General features: G+C 60.5%; 23 protein-coding genes. 14 read left to right on the forward strand and 9 right to left on the reverse strand.

The window, feature by feature from the left end; all coding sequences use genetic code 11:
* Window positions 1–170: 170 nt before the first annotated feature.
* The 9 genes from nifA to NKH42_RS15915 all read right to left on the reverse strand — a co-directional run bounded on the left by nifA (window position 171) and on the right by NKH42_RS15915 (window position 9,459).
* Window positions 171–1,934: a nif-specific transcriptional activator NifA gene (nifA, locus tag NKH42_RS15875; protein WP_352974237.1), complete on the reverse strand. Its 1,764-nt coding sequence runs from the start codon at window positions 1,932–1,934 to the stop codon at window positions 171–173.
* Window positions 1,935–2,115: 181 nt separating this feature from the next.
* Window positions 2,116–2,415: a ferredoxin family protein gene (locus tag NKH42_RS15880; protein ID WP_023678245.1), complete on the reverse strand. Its 300-nt coding sequence runs from the start codon at window positions 2,413–2,415 to the stop codon at window positions 2,116–2,118.
* A gap of 11 nt (window positions 2,416–2,426) precedes the next feature.
* On the reverse strand, window positions 2,427–3,734 hold the full coding sequence (locus NKH42_RS15885) for an FAD-binding protein (protein WP_023678244.1): 1,308 nt from the start codon (window positions 3,732–3,734) through the stop codon (window positions 2,427–2,429).
* A 9-nt stretch (window positions 3,735–3,743) separates the two neighbouring features.
* A complete protein-coding gene (locus NKH42_RS15890; RefSeq protein ID WP_352506800.1) occupies window positions 3,744–4,853 on the reverse strand; it encodes an electron transfer flavoprotein subunit alpha/FixB family protein in 1,110 nt (369 codons plus the stop codon).
* Between the two features lie 18 nt (window positions 4,854–4,871).
* The gene (locus NKH42_RS15895; protein WP_352506801.1) at window positions 4,872–5,723 is read right to left on the reverse strand and encodes an electron transfer flavoprotein subunit beta/FixA family protein; all 852 of its coding nucleotides are present in this window, start codon (window positions 5,721–5,723) and stop codon (window positions 4,872–4,874) included.
* 188 nt (window positions 5,724–5,911) lie between these two features.
* Window positions 5,912–6,292 (reverse strand): nitrogenase stabilizing/protective protein NifW, encoded by a 381-nt coding sequence (gene nifW / locus NKH42_RS15900; protein WP_352506802.1) that lies wholly within the window; start codon window positions 6,290–6,292, stop codon window positions 5,912–5,914.
* Window positions 6,289–7,497: a homocitrate synthase gene (nifV, locus tag NKH42_RS15905; RefSeq protein ID WP_352506803.1), complete on the reverse strand. Its 1,209-nt coding sequence runs from the start codon at window positions 7,495–7,497 to the stop codon at window positions 6,289–6,291. Before nifV ends, nifW begins: the two co-directional genes overlap by 4 nt.
* On the reverse strand, window positions 7,494–8,711 hold the full coding sequence (gene nifS, locus NKH42_RS15910) for a cysteine desulfurase NifS (RefSeq protein WP_352720366.1): 1,218 nt from the start codon (window positions 8,709–8,711) through the stop codon (window positions 7,494–7,496). Before nifS ends, nifV begins: the two co-directional genes overlap by 4 nt.
* Before the next feature lie 427 nt (window positions 8,712–9,138).
* The gene (locus NKH42_RS15915) at window positions 9,139–9,459 is read right to left on the reverse strand and encodes a HesB/IscA family protein (protein WP_023678237.1); all 321 of its coding nucleotides are present in this window, start codon (window positions 9,457–9,459) and stop codon (window positions 9,139–9,141) included.
* A gap of 587 nt (window positions 9,460–10,046) precedes the next feature.
* Here NKH42_RS15915 and hemP point away from each other — a divergent pair.
* The 14 genes from hemP to NKH42_RS15985 all read left to right on the forward strand — a co-directional run bounded on the left by hemP (window position 10,047) and on the right by NKH42_RS15985 (window position 25,768).
* Window positions 10,047–10,151: a hemin uptake protein HemP gene (hemP, locus tag NKH42_RS15920; protein ID WP_352480503.1), complete on the forward strand. Its 105-nt coding sequence runs from the start codon at window positions 10,047–10,049 to the stop codon at window positions 10,149–10,151.
* A 32-nt stretch (window positions 10,152–10,183) separates the two neighbouring features.
* Entirely contained in the window at window positions 10,184–11,251 is a 1,068-nt protein-coding gene (locus tag NKH42_RS15925) for a hemin-degrading factor (RefSeq protein WP_352494970.1), read from the forward strand.
* An 852-nt stretch (window positions 11,252–12,103) separates the two neighbouring features.
* Window positions 12,104–13,321, forward strand: coding sequence for a cytochrome P450 (locus NKH42_RS15930; RefSeq protein ID WP_352974238.1), 1,218 nt, complete (start codon window positions 12,104–12,106; stop codon window positions 13,319–13,321).
* Window positions 13,322–13,361: 40 nt separating this feature from the next.
* Window positions 13,362–13,556, forward strand: a complete 195-nt coding sequence (locus NKH42_RS15935) for a ferredoxin (RefSeq protein WP_352494972.1) — start codon at window positions 13,362–13,364, stop codon at window positions 13,554–13,556.
* A 358-nt stretch (window positions 13,557–13,914) separates the two neighbouring features.
* On the forward strand, window positions 13,915–14,535 hold the full coding sequence (locus NKH42_RS15940; RefSeq protein WP_352974300.1) for a nitrogen fixation protein NifQ: 621 nt from the start codon (window positions 13,915–13,917) through the stop codon (window positions 14,533–14,535).
* 353 nt (window positions 14,536–14,888) lie between these two features.
* Complete coding sequence (locus NKH42_RS15945) at window positions 14,889–15,059, forward strand: site-specific integrase (protein ID WP_352974241.1); 171 nt, start codon at window positions 14,889–14,891, stop codon at window positions 15,057–15,059.
* Between the two features lie 38 nt (window positions 15,060–15,097).
* Window positions 15,098–15,496, forward strand: a complete 399-nt coding sequence (locus NKH42_RS15950; RefSeq protein WP_352494974.1) for a hypothetical protein — start codon at window positions 15,098–15,100, stop codon at window positions 15,494–15,496.
* Between the two features lie 192 nt (window positions 15,497–15,688).
* The gene (locus NKH42_RS15955) at window positions 15,689–16,729 is read left to right on the forward strand and encodes a type IV toxin-antitoxin system AbiEi family antitoxin domain-containing protein (protein ID WP_352503035.1); all 1,041 of its coding nucleotides are present in this window, start codon (window positions 15,689–15,691) and stop codon (window positions 16,727–16,729) included.
* Between the two features lie 202 nt (window positions 16,730–16,931).
* Window positions 16,932–18,179 carry a GmrSD restriction endonuclease domain-containing protein gene (locus tag NKH42_RS15960; RefSeq protein ID WP_352503036.1) on the forward strand — a complete coding sequence of 416 codons (1,248 nt, stop codon included), beginning with the start codon at window positions 16,932–16,934 and terminating at the stop codon, window positions 18,177–18,179.
* A gap of 3 nt (window positions 18,180–18,182) precedes the next feature.
* Window positions 18,183–19,055, forward strand: coding sequence for a protein kinase domain-containing protein (locus tag NKH42_RS15965; RefSeq protein WP_352494977.1), 873 nt, complete (start codon window positions 18,183–18,185; stop codon window positions 19,053–19,055).
* Window positions 19,056–19,469: 414 nt separating this feature from the next.
* Entirely contained in the window at window positions 19,470–20,690 is a 1,221-nt protein-coding gene (locus tag NKH42_RS15970; protein ID WP_352974243.1) for a cysteine desulfurase family protein, read from the forward strand.
* A complete protein-coding gene (locus tag NKH42_RS15975) occupies window positions 20,665–21,594 on the forward strand; it encodes a DUF4007 family protein (protein WP_352503038.1) in 930 nt (309 codons plus the stop codon). The genes NKH42_RS15970 and NKH42_RS15975 overlap by 26 nt, the downstream gene beginning before the upstream one ends.
* Entirely contained in the window at window positions 21,591–24,926 is a 3,336-nt protein-coding gene (locus NKH42_RS15980) for a hypothetical protein (protein WP_352494980.1), read from the forward strand. The genes NKH42_RS15975 and NKH42_RS15980 overlap by 4 nt, the downstream gene beginning before the upstream one ends.
* A complete protein-coding gene (locus NKH42_RS15985; protein ID WP_352494981.1) occupies window positions 24,923–25,768 on the forward strand; it encodes a phosphoadenosine phosphosulfate reductase domain-containing protein in 846 nt (281 codons plus the stop codon). The genes NKH42_RS15980 and NKH42_RS15985 overlap by 4 nt, the downstream gene beginning before the upstream one ends.
* The last annotated feature ends 9 nt before the right edge of the window (window positions 25,769–25,777 follow it).

Consider the following 25,777-nt stretch of genomic DNA (forward strand, 5'->3'; position numbering starts at 1 on the left):
TTTTGGTTCACGAATTGGCTTTCGTGTCGGATTCCGTCGGATTGCTCCGACACACCTTTGTCGGGCTTCCGACAGTGGACAAGCAAATCGGGTCGCGAAGGCTACCAGCCTTGGGCGCGAAGGGTGTGAGGGAGACTACTCCGGGCTTACGTTTAACGTCATCACGGCGTCTAGAATTTCTTCACCTCGATGCCATATCGGCGCAGCGCGTAGCCGATTTGCCGCGGCGTGAGGCCGAGGATACGAGCCGCCCTGGCCTGAACCCAACCGGCCTTGTCCATCGCGTCGATCAGCCGGTCGCGTTCCGTCAGACGCGGGGGACAAGCGGGATCGTTTGGATCGCCGGCCGCAAGGGGAGATACGTTGCCTGCGGAGGCACCGATGCGACTGGCCGGCAGCCGCAATCCGACCGGCACTGCGTTGACCCGTGCGAGATCGTCGATGGTATTGCCGCCATTCGAGCGGTCGGCTCGCTTCCAGAGGAGCCAGGAAAGGCACTGGCTCTTCTTACAGGCGAAATCGGATGGCGTGATCGTCCTTGAACGCGCAAGTGTTGCCGTCCTTTGGACGCAGTTCTCCAGCTCGCGGACGTTACCAGGGAAGTAGCATTGCGAGATCAGGTCAAGCGCCGACGGCGCGAAGGCGAGTGCGCGATCGTTCTCCTTGTTGAATCGATTGAGGAAGGCGTTCGCAAGGCGTGGAATATCGCCGGGTCGCTCTCTGAGCGGAGGCAGGATAATTGGCACCACATTGATGCGGTAATAAAGGTCGGCCCTGAACTCCCCTTTTATGACGGCCGTCTCGAGGTCCTTGTTGGTGGCGCATATGAGGCGCACGTCGACCTGTAGCGTTTTGGTGCCGCCGACTCGCTCCAACTCGCCTTCCTGCAAGACACGCAACAGCTTGGCTTGAAAGGCCGGCGAAATCTCGCCGATTTCATCAAGTAGCAGCGTTCCCTCATTTGCCAATTCAAAACGACCGGCGCGCTGGGAGATAGCACCCGTGAAAGCGCCCTTTTCATGCCCAAACAGTTCTGACTCCAGAACGCTTTCAGACAGTGCGGCGCAGTTCAATTTGACGAAAGACTTCTTCCTCCGACGTGAGAGCTTATGGATGGCTTGCGCAAAGAATTCCTTGCCGGTTCCGCTTTCACCCCGCAGTAGCACGGTGGAATTGGTCCCTGCTACGACCGAGACGGTTTCGAGCACCTGCTTGAGTGCGGGGCTTTCCCCGATGATCCCGTCGATTTTGACATCCGCATGCCGGGCAGGGTCGTAGGTCCTCCCCTCGTTGGGCGATTTCTCCGGTCTCCATTGCTCATGGACAGACCGCTGACGATCTGTACTCAGGATGCGATGGAGACGAATCGTCCGGCCGACAAGGTTGGCGACCATCGTCAGGAAGTATGTGTCCTCGTCGTCGCGAAAGTCGGTGGCGCCGTCTCCGGCGCGGTCGATCGACAATGTCCCAAGGATTTTATGATCAGCCTTTAGCGGGATACCGATAAAGGCAATTGGGATGGTGCCGCTGCTCGAAGATGTTTGAAGGTCAGCCTGAAATAGTTGGGACTTGCGGACGTCCGGTATGAAGAGTGGCGTCCCCGTAGCGACGATTTGATCTGTTATGGCCTGTGGTATGACGCGGCGAGTGCCTGATTGAGGTGCGTGGGTATTGCCGGCAGTTGCGGCTATCTCCGGCTCTCCTTCAGCGTCGAGGACGACGATTGCTCCGTGACGCATCTGCAGAAACGAAGGCAGGATGTTCACGACATTGGCGAGCGTAATCTCCAGCACGCTGGGGGCGGTCAGCACCTTCGATATCTCGTAGAGTCCCCTGAGCGCGATATCTGCTTGGGGCATGCTTTTGATGGGCGGTTCAGGGCGGGTATCCCGAGGTGCTACCTCGTCGACCCGATCTTGCGGTACGTGAGCCATGGAAACACCTCAGCGGTTGTCGTCCAGAGTGCTCCTCCTTTTGTGTCTGAGTCTGAATTCTGAAAGCACAGTATTCACGAGCTTCTCTTCGTGGCGCGGCAATTCAAGCAAAGATAGACTTGGCGTTGGTCGCGACCTCAGGTGTACCAAGATTGACCCTCTTGATACGGTGCGTGCGTCCTCATCCGAATTTGAAGAGGACTCCGAAGCCGCCGCGTGGATAGTTCCACTCGATCTCGCCACTGGTCTCACACAAAATCCGGCAGGTGCCGCACTCCATGCAGCCGTCGGCAGTGATCTCCACTTGACCTTTGTCGTTCAACTCATAACATTTCGCCGGGCAGACGTGGGTCAGCGCGAGCAAGTTCGCGCTTGGCCTCTCGTGCGGCCGCACTTTGATATGCGGACGGCCGGAATCCACCAAGTAGCGGTTCTGGTAAAGCTTGTCCTCGACACGTGACTTCGTCACTGCGATCGTCATTTCGTCTCCCCTCAGCGCCACGCCAATGCAAGGCGAACCGCGTCGCTGACCAGCCCCCAGCGCGAGCGCGCCTTGATGAAGGCCGCCGTGGTCGCCTTTTCCTTCTCGATCTTCGGCGTGCCGTCGACACGCATGAAGTTCTGCGCGGCTTGCGACATCAACCGCGGATAAGCCGTGAAGTAATTGCAGGAATTGGTGTGGAGCAAGGCCGGCATGTCTTTGTATTTCCTTAGGTCCTTGACCACGAAGGACTTGTCCAGCATGGCTTTGTAAAGGGCGAGATTCCGTTTGGTCATAGGACCGTTGCGGCTCTTGACCTCGATGATTGCCTCAGCCGCGATGCGGCCGGAGGTCATGGCGAGGTTCGAACCCTCGCGGTGAATGGCGTTGTTCAGTTGCGCGGCATCGCCGACCACGACCCAACCGTCGCCAAAGAGCTGCGGAATAGCCTTGTAGCCGCCTTCGGGAATGAGATGCGCGGAATATTCTTTCACTTCCGAGCCGGCGATCAGCGGCCGGATCGAAGGATGGGTTTTTAAGGCGTCGAGGAGAACGTAAGGGCTCTCGACCATCGCGGCGAAATCGGAGACGAGGCAGCCAATGCCCAGTGAGATCGACTCCTTGTTGGTGTAGAGGAAGCCGAGCCCGGCCATGCTGCGGGAGGTCGTGCCCACCGCCTCGATCACGCAGCCTTCATCGCCTTTGAGGCCGAACCGCTGCTCAATGACCTCTTCGGGCAGGAAATGCATTTCCTTGACGGCGAGCGCCACGGTTTGCGGCTTCGGCATCTCGCGCAGGCCGGCCCGCGTGCCAAGGAGTCCGCATACACCTTCTGCGAGGACGACCACGTCCGCGTAGATGGCTCCGCCGGCCCGGTCTGTGCGGACGCCGATCACCCTGTCCTTGGCGTCACGGATGAGTTCCGTCACGGTCGTCTCGCACAGAACCGTCGCGCCGGCCTCGCGCACCTTACGCGAAAACCATTTATCGAACTGGGCACGGATGATCGTGTAGCGGTTGGGCTTCGCCTCATTGAAGTCGTCCGACCGATAGTGAATCCCGGTATGGGATGTGTCGTCCATCACCCAAAGCCGCTGTTCAACCAAATGCCGCTCGAGAGGCGCATCGTCCCGGAAATCCGGGATGATCTTCTCCAGCATGTTCGCGTACATGATGGCACCCTGGACATTCTTGGAGCCCGGATATTCACCCCGCTCCAACTGCAGCACCTTCAGGCCGTGGCTGGCCATGGTGTAAGCAGCTGCGTTTCCGGACATGCCGGCCCCAATAACAATGGCGTCGAATTGTTCCTCAATCATGTCCATCCCTTAGCTCGCAAGCTTATCGCGACTGTGGGGCGACAGCCGCCGGGTGAAGGCTTCCGTCAGTGCGGGCAGGAAGCGGATCGCGTCGGTGACGATCCCGAGGTGAGCGAAATCGAAAATCGGCGCGTTCGGGTCGGTGTTGATGGCCACGATGAGATCCGCCCCCTCCACGCCAACCCGATGCTGGACGGCGCCGGAAATCCCAGCCGCTATGTAAAGCTTCGGCCGGATGGTCTTGCCAGTTTGGCCGATCTGCCGATCAGCCGGCATCCAGCTCTTCTGGACCAACGGGCGCGAACAGCCATGCTCGGCACCAATTGCCCGCGCGAGATTCTTCACCAGCTGCAGGTTCTCCGCCGCGCCTAGACCCAGGCCTCCCGCAACCACGACGTCGGCATAGGCAAGATTTGCCTTTGCCGACTGACTATCCGGCAGGAAGCCCAGGACTTTGGTAACGATCTCGTCCTCGGCTACCGAGAGCTTGTGCCGGATGACACGCCCGACCGGTTTATCCGCCCGCGGTGGCATGGGCATGACCCTCGGTCGCACTGTCGCCATCTGGGGGCGGAAATTGAGCGTATAGATCGTGCACAGCAAGGAACCGCCGAAAGTCGGACGGGTGGCGGCGAGCGAACCGTCGGTATCCACATCAAGTTCGGTGCAGTCGGCCGTGAGCCCTGTCTGCAAGGTCGTCGCCACGGAGCCGGCAAGATCCCTGCCGAGTGTGGTGGCGCCGAGAAGAAGGATCTCGGGTTTGTGGGTATTGACCAGATCCGTCATCGCCTTGGTGAATGGCTCGTTCCGATAGTCGGCGAGCAACGGCGCCTCGACGATGTAGACAAGGTCGGCGCCATAAGCGAACGCTTCGGCAACGGCGTTCCCGATGGCCTCTCCCGGCGGTCCAAGCACGACGCCTGCAAGCTGGACCTGAAGCTTGTCTGCTAACTTGCGGCCTTCGCCGAGCAGTTCGAATGATACGGGATGGACCTGACCGCGTTCGAGCTCGATGAAAACCCAAATGTGCCGGTAGTCCTTGAAATGCGCGGGCAGCTCCTTCTTTATGCCGGCACGGCCGGCGGCAGGGCGAGGGGTTTCTCGGTTCGCGGTCGACATCGTCTGCTCCTTGCCCTCTCACGCGCCGCCGTTGAAGGCGAGCTCATGTTCCAATGCCGGCTGGCGGGTGAAGATTGCCGTGATGAGTTCGTCAGCGACATCGCGCAAGGCCATCTCGGCGGTGTCGATTTTTGTCGCCTTTTCCGCTCGCGCAGGAGGCGCGAAAACGCGCTTGACCACCGTCGGTGAACCGCGCAGGCCGCATTTGGTGAGATCCTCAATGCCGGCGTCGGCCGCACTCCATTTCAAGACCTGGCTGCGCGCGGCGCACAGGGCGTCCTGGATCGAGCCCCGGCGGATTTCGTTTGTGCCTTCCAGCATGGTGATGAGGCAAGGGAGCCTGCTCTTCAGCATCTGTGTGCCGCCTTCGGAGCGGCGCTCGACCCTGATCTCGCGTGCAGCAAGGTCAATAGAGGCGATCTTCGCGACATAGGTCAGTTGCAGGAGTCCGAGGCGCTTGGCGATGCCGGGCCCGACCTGGGCGGTGTCGCCATCGATCGTCTGCTTGCCGGTGAAGACGAGGTCTGGCGTGCCGAACGTCTCGCCAACCTTCGCGATTGCCTGGGAAAGGGCGAACGAGGTCGCCAGCGTGTCGGAGCCGGCAAAATAGCGGTCGGTCAAGAGCACCGCTCGGTCGGCACCGTAACCGAGCGCCTTGCGCAGCGCGTCCTCTGCCATGGGCGGACCCATAGTGAGCACGGTGACTTCGCCACCATAGGCGTCGCGCAGTCTGAGGGCTTCTTCGAGGGCGAACAGGTCGTAAGGGTTGATGATGGTCGGAACACCCTGGCGCATGATCGTGTTCGTCACCGGATGGACCCTTATCTGTGCCGAGTCCGGCACCTGCTTGATGCAGATTACGATGTGCATTGGCGGTTTCTCTAGGCTCCTGTCCGGATGCGGGCTTGGCGGTTATCTCTTTGGTGCGCATCATTCGTGCCAACTGTTTTGCGCTGCCCCCTATTCCTAGAACTTAGCTTGGTTGCTTCTGAGGGCGCCGTGGTGATGACCGGATTTGTCGGCTTCTCGACATTGTCGCGTCGCAACCCGTGTCGCGGTCATTCCTGTCCGAACCGCTTCAGTACGGAGTCGAACGGGACAAAGGTGCGGCCCGGCGTGGCAGGTTTGTTCGGATCGTGGTCTTTGAGCACCTTGAAGACCCGATGGGTGAGCGGCGAGGAAACCGCGAAGTCCTCGTAAGCGCGTTCGAGCGTCGCGCGCACCCGCGCGGCAATCACCTGGTCGGGCAGACCGGAGAAATCTTCTTCGGCAAGGTATTGGCCCACGCGCTTCATGATATGGAGCCGCGAGACATTCAGCACCTTCGGATCATAGGAGACGCCAAGGACTGCGAAGAACTCCTCCGCAGCCGACAGGCGCTTCAGTCGTGCGAGGATGTCGGTGACATTGATGGGGCGGCTGTCAGCGGAACAATTCATTGCATTCTCCCTGGTCGGAAAACTGTGGTGTCGGTGCGCTCGCGCACGGCTGACCTGGACCCGCACAGCTCCGCGAGGGATGCCTCGCTGCACATTCCATCGTAGAGCTCGACCAGTTGAGTTGCAGTGACGGTCGATTTGGTCTCGGCCGCCTCGCGCCGGACGCGGGCCACCATCGCGGCTGCCAGATCCGGGTCGAGATCGCGACCGCTTTCGCTCAGCACATGGGCAATCGCAGTGGCGCCGGAATGCTTGCCGATGACGATACGCCGGCAGCGGCCCACGAGAGCCGGATCGAGCCCTTGATAAGTACGCGAGTCCTTCAGCAGCCCTGCGACGTGAATGCCGGATTCGTGGGTGAAAACATCGGCGCCGACGACCGGCTTAATGGCCGCGGTCTGCCGGCGGGCGGCCCAAGCCACCTGGGCGGCGAGGTCGGGCAATGCGGTCAGCTCGATGCCGGTATCCGCGCCGTCGAGGACCGCCATCGCGGCGGCCACCTCTTCCAGCGCGGCATTGCCCGCACGCTCGCCGAGCCCCAGGACGGTGACGGAGGCATGGCGCGCGCCTGCGCGGATCGCGGCCAGCGTGTTGGCGGCAGCAAGTCCGAGATCGTTGTGCGCATGAACTTCAAGGTCGATTGGAGACTGCGCCACGAGCTGGGCGACAAGTTCGAAGGTCGAAAACGGGTCGAGAACGCCGACTGTGTCGGCTAGCCTGACGCGGCTTGCGCCGGCGCGTGCAGCCGTCTCGATGACGCGGGCGAGATGATCCCGATTGGCCCGCGAGGCATCCTCGCAGCCCACCGCGACGAAGAAGCCGGCGGCGGCTGCGCGCCTGACCATATGCTCGATGACTTGGAGCGCTCCCGCCTTATCGAGGCCGAGCTTGGCGGCAAGTTGTATGTCCGACGCAGGCAGCGATAGATTGACGGCGTGGACGCCGCTCTCGATCGCTGCATCGAGATCCAACGACGTCATCCGGCACCAGGCCATGAGCCGAACCGGGAGACGCCGCGCGACCGCGGCGCGAATTGTTTCGATCTCGTCGGCGCCCATGACCGGCGTGCCGATCTCGATCTCTGTGACGCCGGCCGCCGCAAGAGACTCGGCGATCTCCAGCTTTTCCGTCGTGGTAAAGGCGACGCCGGGCGCCTGCTCGCCATCGCGCAAGGTCGTATCGTTGAGAAAGACATGACGGGTCATGAACGGTAGCCTGTTCTGCTGCCGCTCAGGCACAGACCGGATTGAACGTCTTCGGAGCTTCGCTTACCCGGCCCAGAACTGGGAAAGCCACGCAGCTTCTCCACGATTGCCGGCATGACCTCGAGCACCCGGTCGACGTCCGCTTCGCCGTTGTCCCGCGCCAAGGAGAAGCGGACTGCCGCGTGTGGCGTTTTCATCGCGCTCAGGACATGGCTCGGTTCCAGAGAGCCGGAGGTGCAGGCGGAGCCGGAGGAACACGCGATGCCCACGCGGCTGAGGAGGAGTGGAATTCCATCACTTTCGACATGTTCGAAGGAGATGTTTGCGGTGTTGGGCAACCGTTCCAGGGGATCACCAGTGACACAGGTGCTTGGGATGCGCTGGAGAATCCCGTCCTCTAAACGGTCGCGGAGCGACTTTACCCGTGTGGTCTCGTCGTCCATGAATTTCAAGGCGAGTTCGGCCGCCATGCCGAGCCCGACTATGCCGGGCGTATTCTCGGTGCCAGCACGCCGGTTGTGTTCTTGGTGGCCCCCCTTGATCAGCGAGTGGAAATTGACGCCACGTTTTACGAAAAGCGCGCCGATCCCTTTCGGCCCGTGCAGCTTGTGGCCGGAGAGCGACAGCATGTCGATTGCGGTCGACTTCAGGTTCATCGGAAGCTTGCCGACCGCCTGCACAGCATCGGTATGGAAAAGGGCGCCCACTTCCTTGGCCAACTCGGCAAGCCTGGCCACGGGGAAGATCACACCAGTCTCATTGTTCGCCCACATTATCGAGACGATTGCCACCTGTGGGGTGAGGGCGGCCATATAGGCGTCGAGGTCGAGCCGGCCACGGCAATCCACCGGGATCCTGTGCACCTTGAGGCGGCGGGTCTTCTCAAGATGCGCGCAGAGCGTCAGCACGGCGGGATGCTCGACCGCCGACGTCACGATCTCGGTTCGGTTGGGCGCCGCCTCGAGCGCCGAAAGAAGCGCTGCATTGTCGCTTTCTGTCCCACCCGAGGTGAAGGTGATCTCATCGTCGAACTCCGCGCCGATCAGAGCTTGCAACTGCCTCCGCGCCTTTCTCACCGCCGCACTGACTGAGGCGCCAAGAGCGTGCGCCGACGAAGGGTTGCCGAATTGATCCCTAAAGAACGGCAACATCGCTTGCACGACCTCAGGATCGACCCGTGTGGTTGCGTTGTTGTCGAGGTAGACAGGTTTCATGTGCGATCCTCAGTTGACCGGAATGACGCGAGCGCGCGACCGCGTCATTGAGCCTCTGGCGTATGCCGTTGATGATGATGGGCCCGAACTGGCAGCCGGCGGCGTCGACATGGACAAGTCCGCAGTCGCCGCCGTCAGCCCGCAGGCAAGGACGCCCGAACACGACAACGTTATCGATAAGCCGAATTTGGCGCAGCAGCGCGATTTGGCCGCCAGCAGCTTGGGTGCCACCAGGAACCGAACTGTTTCGGGAGGCGACGTTCTTTGCATCCTACCTGAAGCGATTGCCGGTCCCAAGATCGGCTTCGACCTTGCCTTGTTCTTGAGGACAGGGACATCTGTTGTGCCGGCCATATAAGCCTCCTCTGCCGCAAATGAGTCCGTCGGCGGCAATCGCTTCATGGACCCGCACAGGCGCTTCGGGCGATCAACTGAAGGACTTGCCGCAGCCGCACTTCTCGCGCGCGTTGGGGTTATCGAAGACAAAGCCGGAAGATTCGAGCCCGGTGAGGAAGTCGACGGTCATGCCGGCGACATGCGGTTGGGAGCCCGCGTCCACGAACAGCTTGATCCCATCTGTCTCGGTGATCGCGTCGCCCTCGCGCGACACGCTCTCCAGGCCCATTAAGTATTTGAAGCCGGCGCAGCCGCCGGCCTGGACCATGATGCGAAAGCCTTCCGCCGGCTCGCTGGCGCGGGAAAGAGCAGTCTTGATGGCGGCAACAGCGTTGTCGGTGAGCGTAATCATGGCTCCATTCTCCTCAGTCCGGGACCTGCTTGCGCATCAGGTTGCATCCACCGTGCCAAAGCGAAAAATGTTTCAACACAGCGCGGCATCTCTGACCCTGCGGTGGTTCTTGTGAGTCCATTGCTGCGAAGGTGTCGGCCAACCGACACGTACTGTCGGGTTTGTCGGGTCCGCCACGCGGGATGTTGGGCCTGAGTTGTTGGCTGAACTCACATTAAACCAATGACCATTACAGAAGACTCCTTCTGAGCTTGCTTCGGCGCAATTGGCACAGTTTTTGAAGCTCCACTGGCGAGGCGGCAAGAGACTGCCGATCCACAATCGTGTCGTGGGTGCCCTCGCGATCGATGCGGCGAAGCAAGGGAGCAACATGTCAGGACTGGGTCAGACACGCTTTGTTTGGCGAAGCAGCGCCGCCCGTGGCATCCGAATGACCGATTGGCCGATTGCGACAACACCCACAATCGCTCACCACCGCCCGGTGGCCACCGACCGGCTCGATGAGATTCCATCGGCATGTGCCTGCACGTGTCACTCGGGTCTCGCCGCTCCGATAGCACCCCCGGTTTTCGCGCGGGTGCGACGACGTGCGCACGCTGTCCAGCGACACTTTGTTCACGGGCCAGCAGCAGATCAGGGTCGAGCATTTCGGCGCGCCTTATCGGCTGAAGATTCCCGGGCAGTGCAGCTGATCCTCACACGTAGGTGGAAGCAGGGGTAAGACATGGACCAGCGCGAGAAACCATCGCCGGACGAAATCCGGCGGGCGTGCGAAGACAATCCGAAAATCCGGGAGCATGATCTCGCCGCTCGATTGGGCATTTCGGAAGCCGAATTGGTCGCGGCGCATTGTGGTCACGGCGCGGTGCGCATCGAGCCGCGCGTCGATGATCTGCTGACCGGCCTCGAAGCGGTCGGCGAGGTGATGGCGGTCACCCGCAACCAAAGTGCCGTGCACCAAAAGATCGGCGTCTACGACAAAGTGGTCACCGGCAACCCGCATGCCATGGTGCTCGGCGACGAGATCGACCTGCGCATCTTCCCGAAAGCGTGGGCGTATGGCTTCGCCGTCGAGAAGCGCGAGGGAGCCGAGATCCGCCGCAGCCTGCAATTCTTTGATGCCACCGGCGAGGCGATGCACAAAGTACATCTCAGGCCCGCCTCGAACCTGCACGCCTATCAGAATCTGGCGGCAGAGCTTGTATCCTCCGACCAGGAGCCGATCATATCGGTCGAGGCGAGCGGGGCGCTCGATAATGCAGTGAGTCCAGACCAAGCCGCCACGGTCGACGACCTACGCGAGCACTGGAGCCGGCTGAGCGACGTGCATCAGTTCTACCATATGTTGAAGACCCTGAAGCTCAGCCGCTGCCAGGCGATGCGTATGGCCGACGAGGATTACGCCTGGCTGCTCGACAATGATGCCGTTGGCGCCCTGTTCCAACAGGCGGCCGAAGACGAGATGCCGATCATGTGCTTTGTCGGCAATCGTGGTTGCATCCAGATCCATTCCGGCCCGATCAAGTCGGTCAAGCAGATCGGGCCGCGGATCAATGTGCTCGACGAGAACTTCCATCTCCATCTTAGGACTCATCACATCCGCGAGGTCTGGGCCGTGCGCAAGCCGACGAGGGACGGTCACGTCACGTCCGTTGAAGCCTATGGCGCCGACGGCAAGATGATCGTCCAGTTCTTCGGCACGCGCAAGGAAGGCGAACGCGAGCGCAGCGACTGGCGGTTTCTGGCCGAGAGTCTGCCACGCGTTCCCGGTCCGACCGACCGGGATGTGTAGAGTGCCGACAGGCCCTCGGATTGAACCGCCCGCCATAGGACTCGGCACCACGTTCCGACAGCGGCTCGCGAGGAAATATAGGTCCATGTGCGATAGAGCTTGCCGTGTTAGCGCATACGCACGGTCAGGTGTGCACGCCGGAATTGACCGCATCGATACAGTCAGGCTCGTCGCCGGCCGGATCGCTGCGCACGAGTGCATCGCTCGTCTGACCGGAAATCTTGCAGCGGCTACAACAACGCATATGCCATCAGCGCCGAACCGAAGCGGAAGCGCGGCCGGGTCTTGTCGGACCGCACCCGAACCTTGCGCTGGATCGCGTCGTTGCTCAATCCGGGCCGTGCGAGCGATCTCCTCGCTCGTCGACCGGAAGGCTGTGCAGCAGCAGCCAAGCCGAACAGCCCGATGTCGCGGACTCGACAAAACCGACCACGGATGTCGGTTGTCGGACGTTGTCCTAAGAATGATGGACAGGTGATCATCAGCGGCGGGCCTAGTGCAGGCTGGCATTGCTTGGTGCAGCGCCATGGGTACGCCTATCCGGCACGCGACTTGCTTCGACAATTTGATCAGCAGGGCATCAGCAGTGCGTCACGGAGCTCAGAGGTGATTGACCAGCCTCTCAACCCTAACGGGGATAAGCGGCGGCTTTGCTTCATGACCGCAGCGCGGCGGAGATGCCCCTTCTGATCGACTTCGCAACCGATCTCATCCGCGCTGGTGCAGGTGGGCTGTATCAGGCGACAGAATCTAGAAGGCGCCCGACAAGAGACGTGCCCATGCTGGACATCGACTTTATGAACAGCGGTGCAATCTCAATCGAGCCATGAACGCCAATGTAGAGAAAACAAAATGGCGACCAACCCCGTTCCAGATCATGTCCCGCCCGAAATGGTGAGGGACTTCAGCCTGTTTACATCGCCAGGGATGCCACCAACACCCAACGGGGATCCACACGCAGCTGTCGCTTGCGTACATGACGGGCCTCCGATCTTTTACTCCCGCTACAACACGCAAGATGGCCGGGGTACCTGGGTCATCACCCGTGCCGCGGACCAGCGGAAGGTGCTGCAGGACGCAGAGACTTTTTCCAGCCATCGCAGCATCTTCTCCTCCATACTGGGTGAAAACTGGCCGACGATCCCGCTTGAGCTCGATCCACCGGCCCATGGCGTCTTTCGCTCACTGCTCAATCCGCTGCTTTCGCCAAAGCGGGTGTTGGCTTTGGAACCGGCTGTCCGCGAACGGGCGGTCGAGCTGATCGAAAGGATCGCCGCGTCGGGCACAAGCTGCGACGTGATGAAGGATTTTGCCTTTCCTTTCGCGGTGAGCACCTTTCTTCGCTTTCTGGGGTTGCCCGATGACCGACTCGATACATTCGTCGGCTGGGGGAAAGATCTGCTCCACGGCGACGATAAGGAACGACCTGTGGCTGCCCGGACGATCGTGGCATTCATCGACGAACTTGCAGCCATGCGCCGCCAGGAGGCGGTTGACGATTTCATGACCTTTATCGTGCAGGCACAGGTCGAGGGCCGCCGGCTGACGGACACCCAAGTCCGCGGCATCGGCGTGCTTGTCTTCGTCGCTGGGCTCGACACGGTGGCAGCAGCTATAGGCTTTGACTTGGTGTACCTCGCGCGCAACCTCAAAGATCAGCAATTGCTGCGGAGCGAACCGGACCGCATCCCGCTCGCAACCGAAGAATTGCTGCGGGCCTATCCGCCCATTCAGTTGATCCGCGTGGCTACGAAAGATATCGACTTCGAAGGCGCGCCGATCCGGAAGGGGGACTATGTTTCCTGCGCCACCATGATTGCCAATCGTGACCCGGCGGAATTCGAATGCCCCAACACGATCGATTTGGAGCGCGAGGACAACCGCCACGCAGCGTTTGGCTATGGTCCCCACCGTTGCCTTGGCTCACACCTTGCCCGGCGGGAGATTGTCATTGGCCTGGAGGAGTGGCTGGCGCGCATCCCGGCTTTCAGGATCAAGCAGGGTACGGCACCCATAACCTCTGGCGGCCATGTGTTCGGGATCGAAAATTTGATCCTGGATTGGTCCTAGGCCCGCCCCGAGCCGGGGCACAGACAATGGAGGCACCGCCATGCGCATCATCGTCCAAAATGCCAAATGCCAGGGTCACGCGCGATGCGCGGCGCAAGCGCCGGACATCTTCAAGCTTGATGACGAGGGTTATATCCTGCCTGGTGACATTGAAGTTGCGGAAGGGGAGGAGCTGCCGGCATCGCGAGGCGCGCGATGCTGTCCTGAACGTGCGCTGGAACTCACCCGCCGCTGACGCTTTTGAATCAGACGTCATTCAACCGTGAGTCTGGCGGGCCTGAATGGGGTCGACCATTTCGCCGCATTGGAAAGAACAGCACGCGACCTCTGTCCCAGCACGGTCCACGTCCAACTCCGCGGGGGCATTTCCGGCGCCAGTGTTCCCCATGAGGCGCAAACGGCAGGGCGGGGGCTCGCGAAACGCCTCTTCCAATCACAGAATTTGCGACAGAGCCGATGGACCAGACGAAAATTGCCGAACTACTCGACCGCGAGGCGATCCGCGACTGCGTATACCCGAAGAACTGCCGGACCCATGTTGCGGCAGGCCGGATCTCTGCATGATTTGATAGGACAAACCAGGAGAACGCACCATATTTGCCCAACATTATGCCCGGCTCAGCACCGGCCAATGGCCGCAGATCGAGCTGGAGAGGAGGTTCGACCAGCATGTGCTTGCCTGTGTGCTTTCAAGTGCGCTCGAGGAGATCGAGGCCGGCGAGGCGACGGCGACGGAGGCAACCGGCCTTTCACGCGCCGAGCTGCGCGATGTCCTGTCCCGCTGTTTCCCTGCTATTCCTATCAACGCGTTTGCCTTGAAAGAGGTGAGCGAGCCCGAGCCGGATCTGGAGGAAGAACTTCTGCATGGACTGCTGCTGGCGCATGCCCGACCTGGCGACCCGACGAGCGCCCGCTTCGCCAGGATCATCGCCCGGCGTGCCATGCGCTATGACCATCTCTGGCAGGACCTCGGCCTTTTTAATCGGACCGAGCTCGGCCGCCTGCTCGCCTCGCATTTTCCGACGCTGGCGGCCGGCAACACCCAAAACATGAAATGGAAGAAGTACTTTTACCGCAAGCTCTGCGAGGCCGAAGGTTTTTCGCTGTGCAGCGCGCCCAGTTGCCGGGAATGCAATGATTTCGAAAGCTGCTTCGGCCCGGAGGAAGGCGAAAGCCGCCTGACACAGATCGAGAACGGCATCGCCTCGGATTGAGAGCCGCTTTCGTCAGTCGTACAGCGCCAGCGCTGGCGCCCGCCATATGTCTCCTGTCGAATGTCGACGGACGCCTTCGAGGATTTGAATGCTGCCTGCTGTCCGATTGCTCGCGATGCTCGCTTGAATCTTGACCTCGAACAGATTGCCCGCGTTCTCTACATCGCGGAGAAGCATCGGGACCGACCGGACAGATTGCAAGCAAAACCGACAACGGAGGCGGCGCTAGCTGCCCTGTGGTGGATCGTCCTGACGGCCCAGCGGACCACCGCCAGCATGTCCCTGCTGGCCTCCCGCGTGGTAAGCGATAGGGACGCGCGAGGCTGGAAGATCGCCGATTCCCGGCGGAGGACATGAAGTCCAAACGGTATCACGCGCTGCCGCTGCCCCCACGCGTGGTGCTTTTGCTGGAACGGGCGCGGATCGGCATCGACAGCGATTCAAAATGGGCCTTCCCGTCGAAGAAGGTGCGTCGGCGGGTAGCGAGGAAATCGAAGACCTACCCATCCATGGCACGACCGTGAACCTAATGATCCGGAGACTTCGGGGATAGGATACGGTCGTGAAGAAACGGGAGTCCGTCGACCTGCTGGAAGGCATCCCGCATTTCTCCCCGCATGACCTTCGGCGCAGCCTCACGACGATCCTGACGGACCTGAAAGTGCGCGGAGACGCGGCCTCCGCCGTGCTGGACCACTCATCCGGAACACCGGGGAGGTCGAATTTCAGGAGGCGGACGTCACACGGCTGGCCCGTTCCCTTCAAGGCCGTCGGCCAAATGCTGCCTCTTGGCCGTGTGCTGTCTCTCGGCCAAGGCGATGGCGTTCCCCAAAAGGCCAGCAGCCAAACGCCGCTGTGGTATCAGGAGATGGAATCGAAAGAAGCAATGAAAAAATCGCTGCCGCGTCCCGGCTTCCGAACTCCGGAAATTGAGCGACGAATGACGGCCTCGAAGTCATAGCTCCTTGTGCCGGGAAAGCCCGCTACGCTTTCGGCCCCAAGCGGAAGCCATTCGCGCTCGACCGAATTCATGGCCAGAAGCGGACCTTGGAGTGTTGCAGAACTTTCTTCGCGCAATGTTGCGAAAGTATTTCGCCTTTACAGCCCCAGAACACCTCGCCTATGACTGGGCCCGAAACTTTGGGGGGGCACCATGGCTGCATACGAAATATCTATCCAAAACTACAACAGCATCGACCTCGCGGCTAAGCCAACCCTTTACCCTGACTTCAATGTCAATATTCGGGGCTGGGAGAATGACAACGAGGAAGAGGCAAGAGCGTTTGCCTCGGGCTTGTTGGGAGCGACTCGGGGCATTTCCAGGTATCTCGACCTAAGCCGTCTCGAGTCTATCGTGGTTGGCACGGACTATTACGAAGCATTGGCGAGCGTTGACCGTGGCCAAGGCAGCCCAGCCGCTGATCCAACATCCAACGAGTACGGACAAGGTGCCGCAATGGCTATGCACGTCATGCGGAACGGCGAGATATGGAGCGTGGTGATCTGGATGCCACTAGTCCGCCGGGTGGTTGACGAAGGCCACGAGGACCACAAGCGCGCGCTCCACACCATCTTTCACGAACTTGTTCACGTTGACGATCTTCGGCTGTTTACGAAGACCTACCCAGGTGGTTGGAAGGAGGCCAAGCCGCGCGACGGTCGCGACGACGCACTTCAGAGAATGGTCAACCCGTGCCAATCCGAATACTCCGCCCAGCGGCGTTCCGCATGGGTTGCGCCGGAAGTCGGCCTCGAACTCCTGGACATGCTCGGTAATGCGTTGAAGGAGGTGGACGATCAAATCCGAACCGCTCGGCTCCAGTATCGACTTCATGGAGACATGAATGTCTTCTGGCCGATCGTGATCGAGAGGCTGACATTTCTGTTTCAGGCTGTCGGGTATGGGATCGGCCATGCCGACTCGGTCCCCGGGCTGAACGAAACTGCGAACTGCGAGTTGCCGATCCCCTTCAAATCTATGCCACAGCCCATTATCAAGATTCGGAAGCGCGACCGCGAGCGCGCTGAGCGCATCCGATTGGCCGGCGGGCCGAAGCCATCCCTCAGAGAACGCGCTGTCGCACTTGCCCGCGAAAAGGGTGAAGTGCGAACGTGCGACCTAACTAGCATTGGAATTCCCCGCTGTTATCTGGCGCGTATGTGCAACGAGGGTCTGCTCATCAAGGTCGGCTAACCTCGTCAAGCATACTGGGCAGGCGCTGTGGCAGCGCGACCTGGAAGGTTCTCTTGCCCGCTTCCTTCTTCGCCCAATAGCCGCCGTCAGGTGTCCGGATTTCTGCCCGGGCGCAGGTCTGCGTATATAGGGGTATCTCGGGAAGCGAGCCTGGTGTTGGACATCGCCGTAGTGTAAACGTCAGTTCAAAAGGGGGAACGGTGTGGGTATCTGGAACTCAAGTCCGCACCCTGTTTCAGATCTACGCGATTGGCAGAGGTCAGGGCGGCTCGAAGTTCGTCCTTCGTTCCAGCGGAAAGAGGTGTGGAGCTCTGCCGCGCGGATCATGCTGATCGATACGATCCTGCGACAGGTGCCGATGCCGAAGATGTTTCTTTGGAACGAGGTCGTAAATGAAAGCACGCACCGTCGCGTAATTGATGGTCAGCAGCGTATTTCAGCTATCCTCGGGTTCCTTGACGACAAGTTTGCCCTTGAGTCCCCATACGCGGGTCCCTACCTCGGCAAGAAGTTCAGCGAGCTTCCAGTGGCTGAACGACAGAAGATTCTCCAGTATCGGATTGACTTCAATGAGGCGCTCGACTTTGACGAGGCAGAGGTTCGCGAGGTCTACTCACGAGTGAATAAGTACTCGCTTCCGCTCAACAAGCAGGAACTTCGCAAAGCGGACTATCCTGGCACCTTCCTTGATGTGTCGACTGAACTCTCCCTTGACGAGTACCTGGAAGAAGCGAAGGTTTTCAGCATCGCACAGCGACGGCGGATGGGGGACGTCGAGTTCATGTCTGAGGTGCTCGCCGGCATGCTCGAGGGGCCGCAGGACAAAAAGGGCGACCTAGACTATTTCTATTCTCGATATGCCAATTGGGAAGTCGCGGCTGCCGCAAAAGCGAAAAAAGAGTTCCAAGCGGCGTTGCAAGACATCAAGCTTGTGTTCGACGAGCGGGCGCTCCCGCTCCGTAGTACACGCTTTCGCCAGAAGTCCGACTTCTACTCCCTGTTCCTCTCCTTCGTCGAACTCCGCCGGGCAGGGTGCACGCTCGAGAGAAAAGACCTCGTCCCGCTACGTCAGGATCTAAAGCTGCTCGACAAATACATCGCGCCCGAGTCTCCAGTCGACATCCTCAGCGAGTATGCGATCAAGTGCGTTTCGCAGGCCAATTCGGTATCGAGTCGATCCTGGCGTAAGAATTTCCTGCTCAACATCCTGGAGGGAACATACCGGCAGCGTCGGCCGGACGCGCGGACGGTCGAGATGTTCACAACGATTCTTGTGCAGCTACAGCGCGATGAGGTGTCACTTCTAGACGTGTGCTCGGGTTGTGACAGACTCATGAGCGAGCATGAGACATCGGAACGTGTGCTGGAATGGCCGAAGGACGTCGTTAGCTATCAGATCACTAACTCGTGTTGGCGGTCCGCGAATTGTGCGGCGTCCGGGAGCTCTTGAGCTGTGGCGATCCTCTTCTCCGGTAATGGTGAGGTAGAGCCTCGCGAGTTCGTTGAAGTCGATGACCAACTCGTCTCGTTTGCCGGGCGGCACTTTGAAATTGCCGAGCGGATAGCGGCGGGCGGCAATGGCGTAGTGCACCGTTGCATAGATATCGCCGATGGTCTCGAGTTCGCGATTAAATTTCAACTCGATCTGCGGCAGCGGCGCCGGCTGCGGTTCGCGCGCGAGCAGGTCTTACTAAGCGAGCTGAAGCACGATCACCTGATAGTCTACGAGGACCACGGCAACGTTGCCGGCCGACAGAAGCGACGCTTCGGGGTGGCGAAAGATATCGACATACCTTTCCTCATCATGGGCCTCGGCAGCAAGACGCTGTCTGCCCTCGTGAAGGCCGAGGAGATCCCACCTGAGATATTCATCGCGCAATTCAGGGGCCTCGCGCATGCATTGGGTCGGATACACACCCGAGCCTTCCATAGGGACATTAAGCCGGACAACATCTTGGTCGTTGGGGATCGCTGGGTCCTTAGCGACTATGGCCTTTGCGACCCACACGATTGTGCAGAGGAGGAACGGGTTACCCCTGATTGGGAGGTTGTCGGCCCCCGTTTCTGGATGTCTCCGGAAGCGAATAACCGCAGCATTGGCCGTCAGGACGCAATCAATGCCGCATCGGATGTTTTCCAGCTCGCATCCGTATTCTGGTTCGTAGTGAACCGAAGTCACCCTACAGGAGTGTTGTCGCGATTAGATTGGCACGGTCCAGACGCACTGTTCGGGCCGATCTTCAAGGCGCTGCATCACGATGCATCGATACGTCCCGCCGACGGGCGAGCGTTCGCTGCACAAATTGACACGGCCATTCTTAGCTAACCACTCACTCGACACACTTCAGCGAGTGGTGAGCCAAGCGTCGAAAAGAGCATTGAACTCTCTTGCTAGTATTAGCCAATAGTATTAGCCAACCTAGTTGCGCACGGGAACATTCAACCCACGGCGTGCCTCGCGCGGAGGGTGAGCCCACTCCTTGAGGTTCAATGGCTTGGGGTCACTCGCTCGTTAGTACCGAACGCCATCGACAAAAGAAGCCAATATCACTGCAATGCATTTGGCACGCCAGATTGATCCCGCCGCCACCCAAAGTTGGTTGGAGGTGCCGACGGCATCGTTCCCCTTATGTTCTACCTTGTGTCAAGAATCCTGCGGGGGTGAACGGCGCGGCCGGTCCTTGAGATCATCGCCGTTAAGCGCTCCGCACGCTAAGGTGCTACAGAATCGAGAAGTCACATGAGCGAAAACACAACGACTCTTCCTGTTTACTTAGATGGACACGCAACATCGCCGCTGGCTCCGGAAGCGGAGGCCGCGATGGCGCCGTGGTGGCACCGCCGTGCAGCCAACGCCCATTCTCCTCATCGTCGCGGGACTGAAGCGGCTGCCGCTGTAGAGCAGGCCCGCGTTGAAGTGGCTAACCTTGTTGGGGCTGCCCCGCAGGAGATCGTGTTCACCTCAGGTGCGACGGAGTCCAACAATATCGCAATCCTCGGGATCGCCGATGCGGCCGATCGCGCCGGCGACGGGCGTCGTGAAATCATAATCTCGGCGATTGAGCACAAGAGTGTGCTGAGTGCAGCTAAAAGTCTTGAGGAGCGCGGTTTTAGTGTTCAGGTCTGCCCGGTAGGAAAGGATGGTCGGCTCGACATCCTAGCATTCGAGCGTTTGCTGTCAGACCAGACGCTTCTTGTGTCCGTCATGGCCGCTAACAACGAAGTTGGGACGGTCCAGCCGATAGGTGCGGTGCTTCCAATGGTTCGGGCGCTCGGCGCGATGATCCATGTCGATGCGGCTCAACTCGCTGGCAAGCTCGCGACGGACGTGGCCGACTACGATTCCGCCAGCATTTCATCGCATAAGATGTACGGTCCGATGGGTGTCGGCGCACTGTTCATATCCGCGGCCGCGCAATATCGCCCAAGACCGCTGTTCCATGGCGGAGCGCAGGAGGCCGGTCTTCGTCCGGGGACCCTGCCGACGCCGCTGATCGCCGGTTTTGGCGCTGCGGCGAAGGTCGCGGCTAGCAGACTGGAGCAGGATAGCGTCCATGTCCGCGCTCTGGCCGACCGCCTTGTTGCCGGTCTGGAGGCGCGTCAGGTGCGCTTTCGAACGAACGTACCGAACGAACATCAGTTACCTGGAAGTCTAAGTTTGGGCCTCTTCGGTGTAGACGCCCCATCTCTAATCGATGCTTTAGCGGATACCGTTTGTTTGTCAGAAGGATCTGCATGCACAAGTGGACAAATCCAGGCGTCTCATGTGCTTGCTGCAATCGGGTTTTCGGAAGTCGAAATGCGCGAAACTATTCGTATCTATTGTGGCCGATATAATGACGTCTCACAAATCGACTACGCCGCGACCGCGATCGCCGACGCAGTTTATCGTATGACCCTTGCGCACTGGACTAATCCTCCAGTAAGGTCCGCGCATGAGGGATGTTCTCACCGATTCTGATCTGCGCCTGCAGTTTGCAGGCCACGAAACTTTCCCGCTTCGCCTGCTGTGGCTGAAGAAGGCGTTCGACGCCGTCGCATATCATGGGGCAGATCGCAGAACGTTTCAAGAACAGTCGGCGATCGCGCAGTTTGGTGTCGGCAAGAATATGGCGCTCGCCATGCGTCATTGGGCGATAGCGACCGGGATGCTGGCGGAAGAGGACGGCTCGCTCGTCCCGACACACTTGGCGTGGTTACTGCTCGACAATCGAGCGGGCCTCGATCCCTTTCTGGAAGACCCGAGCACGCTTTGGCTGGTTCATGCTGCCCTTGCGGGGACGCCGGAGCAGTCGACGACGTTCTTCTTCGCCTTTAATACATTGAATCAGGCTGTGTTTGATCGTGGGGGCTTGGTCGAGGCGATCCACGATCTGGCGAAGATGCGCGGTGCGCGCGCGACGGCGGAGACAGTGAAGCGCGACGTCGAGGTCTTCTTGCGCAGCTATGCCCCGCGCTCTGGCGACGCGGGTGAGGATGCGGCTGAGCCGCTGCTGGCCGAATTAGCCTTGATCCGCGAATCTCGGCTATCAGGGCAGTTCGAGTTCGTGCGTGGCCCCAAGCCGAACCTTCAGGATGGCGTCTTCGCGCTGGTCTTAAAGCGGTTCTGGGCGCGGTGGCATCCCGATGCGCCCACTCTGTCGGCCGAGCAGGCCAGCTATGGCGCAGGGTCGCCTGGCCGGGTGTTCAAGCTTGATGAGGATAGCGTCATGGCACGTCTGGCGAAGATTGGCGACGTTACGAGCGGCGCGATCATTTGGACCGACACCGCCGGTCTTCGACAGGTCTCAATGACCCGCAAACTTGACACCATCGACGACAACGCACTTATTACCTCCAGCTATCCCTATCGGAGGGCCGCATGACGACCCTCGCGAAGATCGTTCGCGTCGAGCGCCGCTTTGCCCTGTCGGCGCGCCTCGATTCCGACCTGACGGGGACACCGCCGTTGACCGGCTATATTCTCCAGCCGAGCGTGCGAAAGTCCCTCGAGGCCATGATCGCCGGTATCGCGGATGGCGGTCAGCGGGCGTTCACCTGGACCGGCCCCTATGGCGGCGGCAAGTCATGCGCCGCGCTTCTCGTGGCCAATCTCGTGGCCGGCGCGCCCGAGCAGCGCAAGATCGCGCGAGAGATTGCGGGCGAAGAGCTCGTCGCGCAATTCGGCCGTGCGTTCCCTTGCGACGATGGGCATTGGGCCGTCCTGGCCTTGACGGGACGCCGGGCTAGCCTTGCGGGCGACCTAGTCGCCGCGGCCACGGACGCGTTCAAGTGGACGAAGGCCACGCGGACGGCGGTCGAGGCGGACGATCGCGCCTTGATAGCGCAGCTCGAAGACGAGGCAAAAAAATGCGGCGGCCTCCTACTTATTGTTGATGAGCTTGGCAAGTTCTTTGAGCACGCAATAGCTGAAGGCGGCGACGTGCATCTGCTTCAGGATCTTGCCGAACGCGCCAGCCGCTCGGAGGGCAGCCTGGTAATCGTCGGTGTGCTACACCAGTCGTTCGAGCAATATGCGGGGAAGCTCAATCGCACAGCGCGCGATGAATGGGCCAAGGTGCAGGGCCGTTTTCAGAACGTGCCCTTCGTGGCGCAGGCCGACGAAATCGCGGCGCTCCTAGCGCGGGCGATCACCAGCGATCGTATACCGGCTGCGGCCGAGGTCCTGGCTCGGAAGACGGCCGAGGCGGTCTCAGCGCGTCGTCCGGTTGATGCAGACAGTCTGGCGGACGCCTTGCGGCAGGCCTGGCCGCTGCATCCGGTCACCGCGCTCTTGCTCGGACCCGTGTCTCGTCAGCGTTTCGCGCAGAATGAGCGCAGTGTGTTCGGCTTCCTGTCGTCGGCCGAACCGCATGGCTTTCAGGCACATTTAACGGCGACCGACGTCCGAGCGGCGGACGCCTGGTTCGGACCGGACCAGCTATGGGACTATCTGATAGCTAACTTCGGGTCGGCATTGTCGGTCGGTCCGGACGGAGCCCGAATGACGCTGGCGATGGAGGCAGTTGAGCGGGCGGCGCTTCGGAGTGCGCTCTGCGCCAGACTGGCCAAGGCGGCCGCGCTAATCGAATTCTTCCGAAACGGCTCTGGCCTGTCGGTCACCGACGACTTTTTGCGTTTGTGTGCGTCCACCGCAACGACCGCCGAGGTTGATGCCGCGCTGGCGGAGCTGGTCTCCCGGGCGATTTTGATCCGGCAACCGCGCCTGGGCGGCTATGCCCTGTTTGCCGGCAGTGACTTCGATCTCGATGAGGCGATGCGTCTGGCGAGTGAGAAGCTCGAAGCTGACGCCCTAATGGATTTACCGGTTCGGTTGGGGATCGGCCCGATCGCGGCGAAGCGTCATTACTTTGAAACTGGCGCGCTGCGCACCTTCGATGTTCTTTTGCAGTTTGGCGAACACGTCCCCAGCGACTGCACGCCCTGGGCGAGGGCGATCGCTGCGCGTTTGGCCAAGGCGAAGCGGCGCGCCAGCGGTGTGCTTATCTTGCTACTGCCTGATGCCTATACCTTCGAGGCCAAACCGGCGACGGCGGCGAAGGCGCTCGGCGAAGCGCTAGAGGAAGCCGGGATACTTGCCGCCGTGGCCACGGCCAAGAACATCTTCATGCTGCGTGAGCACGCGACGGACCTTTACGCCGTTGATCGTATCGAGGCGTCTCACCCTCAATTGGAGGGTGACCGCATTGCCCGTCGCGAGTTGTCCGCTCGCCGATCTCTGATCATTGATGCGGTCCGGCGGGAATTGCTGGACGCGTTCGCCTCCGCGATCTGGTGGCGGCTTGGCGAGCGCGATAAGGATCTCGACGGGCGGTCGCTCAGCATCGTCGCGTCGGCAGTGGCCAGCACGGCGTTCTATGATGCGCCGGTCATTCAAAGCGAGTTGCTCTATCGGGATCGTCCGTCAACTAGCGCCATGGCCGGCTTGCGGGCCTTGGCGCATGCCATGGTCTCCAAATCCGGAGAAGCGGATTTGGGTATCAGCGGATTTCCGGCGGAACGAGGTCTCTACCTGACGATTCTAAAGCCGCTCGGGCTTCATCGGCAGGATGCTGCTGGTGTTTGGCGGTTCCAGGACCCGGACGGCGAAACCGCCGGCAAGAGTTTGCGCCCGGCCTGGAAGGTGCTCGCCACGGCTCGACGCTTGCCGCTCGACGAGCTCTACGACAAATGGAGCAAGCGACCCTATGGCCTCAAGCGCGGGGTTATGCCGATCTTGATCCTGGCCTTTCTCATTACGCACCGCGCCACGATCGCCGTCTATCTCGATGGGCTGTACCAAGCTTTAATCGACGACGTCTTCGTCGATCGGATGCTCCAGGAACCCAAGGCGATCGAGTTCCGGCGCGTTGTGCGCTCGAAGAAGGATGATGCTTTCATTCTGCAGCTCGCCACCCTGCTCTCCCAGAGTGGTGAGGCGGTTGAAGCCGAGGCGTTGCCGGTTGCATCGGCGCTCTATCAGCGCTTCCACGCGCTTCCGACATGGGCGCAGCGGACTGTGAGCTTGCCGCCTGCTGTGACGCGGGTGCGCGACGTCATTTTGAAGGCGAAAGATCCAGAAGCATTGTTATTTGCCGATCTCGCTGAGGTTCTGAAGGATGAAGTCGATCCAGCCGTCGCCGTCGCCAAAGCGTTGGCGGCTTCCGAGGCCGCCTATCCCGCCATGCTCGCAGCGCTGAAGGGTGCGGTCGCCGATCACCTCGGTGTCGAGGTTGACACGTTCGAAGGACTGGGCATCCGAGCGGTTACCGCCGCCGGGGTTACGGCCGATCTGCGGCTGGACGCCTTTGCCATGCGCGCCGGCGCCTTTGAGGCCAACGCGGGCGATATTGAGGGTCTGGCGAGCCTGCTGGTGCATAAGCCACCGCGCAATTGGTCCGACCGTGAGCATGAGCAGGCTCTGTTCGAACTAGCCAAACTCTCGCGCCGCTTCCGCGAAGCGGAGACCTTTGCGGGGGTGAAGGGTAGGGCGCCAACATCGCAGGCTATCTCGGTGATGGTCGGCCTTAATCCGAGGGAGCAGCCGGTTTTCCATACATTTGAAGTGACAGACAAGGAGCTCGCGCAAGCCGAGAAGCTGGCCGATGACTTCCTGCGGCGAATGCGCGGACGCAATTTGCGGTCGACTATCGAGTTGGCGGCGCTAGCGCGGATCGTCGAGCGGTTATCTGTCGAGGAAGCAACGGAGGCTGCATGACCGATATTCGCGAGCGTCATATTCTCGGCATTTCGGGTGGACGAGATAGCGCCGCCTTGGCGGTCCATATGCGGCAGACCCGGCCCGATCTGGATTTGGAGTATTTCTTCACCGACACCGGCAAGGAACTGGCCGAGGTCTACTCTTTTCTGGACCGTCTTGAAGGTTTTCTGGGACGGCCGATTACGCGGCTTAATCCGGATAGGGATTTCGATTTTTGGCTGAAGGAATACAAGCATTTCCTTCCGTCGCCGCGCACGCGCTGGTGTACCCGTCAGCTGAAGCTGCGGCCTTTAGAGCACTGGCTCAAGGATGATCTCGAAGCTGGCGTTATCGTCCATTCCTATGTCGCGATCCGCGCCGACGAACCGAACCGTGAGGGCTACCAGGCGACGAACGGCAACATGGTGGTGCATTTTCCCTTGCGCGAAGCCGGTATCGATCGGGCCGGCGTGACCGACATGCTGGAGAGTGCCGGCGTCGGCGAGCCGGAATATTATCAGTGGCGGACACGGTCGGGTTGCACCTTTTGCTTCTTTCAGCAGAAGATCGAGTGGGTGCGGCTGAAACGTGAGCATCCCGACGCTTACGAGGATGCCAAGCGCTACGAAAAAACGGCGCTTGAGCACGGTTCACCATTCACCTGGAGTCAGGGCGAGAGTCTTATCGACCTTGAACAGCCTGATCGCATCGAAGCGGTCGAAGTCGAGTTCGAGCAGCGGCGCGCGCGCCTCCTAGCGCGGCGTCGCGTTAATCCGCTGGCAGGTGACAAGACCCTGACCGTTGATGACTACTATGGCATCGACGAATCCTCGGCAGGCTGCGTGGTATGCCACAAATAGGTAGCCATG

It is taken from the genome of Mesorhizobium sp. M1142 (assembly GCF_040318565.1).
Taxonomy (GTDB): Bacteria; Pseudomonadota; Alphaproteobacteria; order Rhizobiales; family Rhizobiaceae; genus Mesorhizobium.